Genomic DNA, 591 nt, shown 5'->3' with positions numbered 1-591 from the left:
GACTTGCAAACTGGTTAAACTCATTCAAGCCAGAACGGTTTGTGTCTGCATCACCATTTGCAGGCGAACCAAAGACAAAGATATCCCAAGTAAAGTCTGTCGCAGAAGTGCCTTCATCCCAACGAATAACGTGACCAAACTTGTTGTTTAAGCGCGGATTTGCTGGATTCGTTTCGTCTGTGCGGCGCGTGTTATTGGTTAGCGTGAGGTATACAGAGCCTGTGAACGGGTCAACCGAACACCATTCAGGACGATCCATTGGCGTTGCGCCAACAAGGTCAGCCGCGCCAGCCGTATTAATGATAATTTCCGCTAACGAGTTAAAATGATCAGCAAGCGTGCCACCAGATGTCGTCACACTATCAAGCGTTAGTGGCAACCAAGTACCTGTGCTGTCTTCATTGAAACGCGCAACGTAAAGTGTGCCTTCGTCCATGTACTTGTCGCCCGTCGCCAAGCGATTCGCAGGATTTGCATCAGCAGGATCCCAAGCCGCTGCAGACTCGAACTTGTAAAGGTATTCAAAACGAGAATCATGACCTGAGTAAAATACTACGGGTTTGCCTGCTTCTAGCTTACCGAAAGCACAAC

General features: G+C 48.6%; 1 protein-coding gene. It reads right to left on the bottom strand.

What is annotated here, in order from left to right; genetic code table 11:
- Positions 1–591, bottom strand: a 591-nt coding sequence (locus R8O11_RS29565) for a PhoX family protein (RefSeq protein ID WP_318195170.1), incomplete at both ends; no start/stop codon positions are given.

This window comes from Vibrio sp. 1288, assembly GCF_033344475.1.
This window is presented reverse-complemented; position numbering and strand designations above follow the sequence as displayed.